The sequence below is a fragment of the Arthrobacter sp. HMWF013 genome (assembly GCF_003061105.1).
Taxonomy (GTDB): Bacteria; Actinomycetota; Actinomycetes; order Actinomycetales; family Micrococcaceae; genus Arthrobacter.
Genome location: NZ_QAIQ01000717.1, coordinates 1 through 1,770 on the forward strand (window position 1 = coordinate 1; position 1,770 = coordinate 1,770).

The 1,770-nt window shown below is 65.3% G+C and carries 2 protein-coding genes; one reads left to right on the plus strand and one right to left on the minus strand.

The window, feature by feature from the left end:
• Positions 1 to 969, plus strand: a 969-nt coding sequence (locus tag DBR22_RS23130; protein WP_108600895.1) for a type II toxin-antitoxin system HipA family toxin, incomplete at its 5' end; no start/stop codon positions are given.
• A 54-nt stretch (positions 970 to 1,023) separates the two neighbouring features.
• Here the strand turns inward: DBR22_RS23130 and DBR22_RS23135 are convergent.
• The gene (locus tag DBR22_RS23135) at positions 1,024 to 1,575 is read right to left on the minus strand and encodes a DM13 domain-containing protein (protein WP_108600896.1); all 552 of its coding nucleotides are present in this window, start codon (positions 1,573 to 1,575) and stop codon (positions 1,024 to 1,026) included.
• Positions 1,576 to 1,770 lie beyond the last annotated feature (195 nt).

The window sequence follows — 1,770 nt, forward strand, 5'->3', positions numbered from 1 at the left end:
CTCCTGCCCGAAGGGCACCGCCTCACCATCCTCAAAGATGCCGTGAAAACCAGCCTCGGCGACGAGCTCAGCCTGCTCCTGGCCGTCGGTTCAGACGTTCCCGGGGACGTCCAGATCGTGCCCGCCGGAAAAGCACCTGCAGAGCCCCCTCCGCTGGCAGACACGTCGGACCCGGGGGACCTGGACTTTGCTTCCCTGGCCGAGGCCGTGGATCTGCACGGGCTTCCCGGGGTCCAGACCAAGGCCAGCGCCTCGATGCTGACCACCCCGCTTGCCCTCGCCAACCGCCGCTACCTGCTTAAGCTGGATCCGCCCCGGCACGCGCACTTGGTCCTCAACGAGGCGGCCCACCTCACGGGCGCAAGAGGCCTGAAAATCCCCGTCTCCAAGCACACTGTTGTCCGGGACCGGAAGGGCCTGCCCGGGCTTCTTGTCGAGCGGTTCGACCGTACCCAAGGTGACGGGCTGCTGCGTCTTGCCATGGAAGATGCCGCGCAGGTCCTGGACCTTCCTCCGGCGTCAAAATATGCCGTGAATTCGGAGGACGTAGTGCTGGCGTTGGCCCGGCTCTGCAAGGCCAACGCCGTCGCCGTGAGAAACCTCTACCTGCAGTTTGTCTTTGCCTGGCTGACCGGCAACGGGGACCTGCACGCCAAGAACGCATCGGTGCTGGAAGGCCCGCGTTGCGGCTGGGTGGTGGCCCCCCTCTACGACATCCCGTGCACCCTGCTGTATGGCGACGACACTCTGGCCCTTCCGGTCGCCGGCAAGGTGAAGGGCCTCCGGGCCAGGCACTGGCAGGATTTCGCGGCAAGTGTCGGGCTGCCGGAAAGAGCCGCCACAGCAGCGAACAAGTTAGCCCTCGCGGCGGCGAACTCCATCGACCTGCACACCTTGCCTTTCACCGGTTCGCCCCTTCACGGGGCGCTGCGGGAACTGCGCTTTCGCCGCAACGAGCTCACCGGCTGACTGTTGATGGGTCGCCCGCACCGCCGCCGTCGTGTGGCTAACTGCCGGATTACGTCAGGCAGTCAGCTCTGCGGCGGCAAACGATACTGCGAAGCGCGCGCACCAGATGCTGACGGAACGGTAGTCGCCCAGATCTGTCCCGGCAGGGATCACGTAGTTCTGGTCACCCTTGTTGGCCTTGAGTGCGCCCAGATCCACATAGGCACCGTCGTCGAAAACGTACCAGCCTGCTGTTCCCTCAATCACGGGGGCGTCAGTGAGCCATACCCGCAGGTCCGGGCCATCGGACGTATCGAGGCCTTCGAACCGGAGGATGTTTGTCCTGTCAGCGAGTTCGATGATCTTCACGCTTCCCGAACTGGCGTGCTCATGGCTGATGAGCTGGCCGGTTGCCAGGTCACGCGGAACTGCTGCGGGGGAGGGCAGCTCGACGGATGCTTCCGGGGATGACGCAGGGGACGGGGTGGTGGTCTGCACAGCGGCTGGAACGTCCTCGGTCACAGTTGAACTCGTGAAGATCCGCCACGGCTGGAACAGATAAAGTCCGACGCCGACCACCATGGCGGCAACGAGCAGAACAGCAGGGATGAGGACGCGTTTGCTCATACCACCACAACGTCGCGTCCGGCGGGGATGTTCCGCATCGGGCCTCCGTCCATGCGGCCCCCGGGGCTTCGGGCGAATTGTCCGCCAACTGCCTGCAGAAAGGCGGCCGACCGGGATGCCCGGCCGGCCGCCTTTCAGCCCTCAGTTGGTTGTGTTCCTACTCCGCAATAGCCACCGGAGCCGGCTCACCGCCGC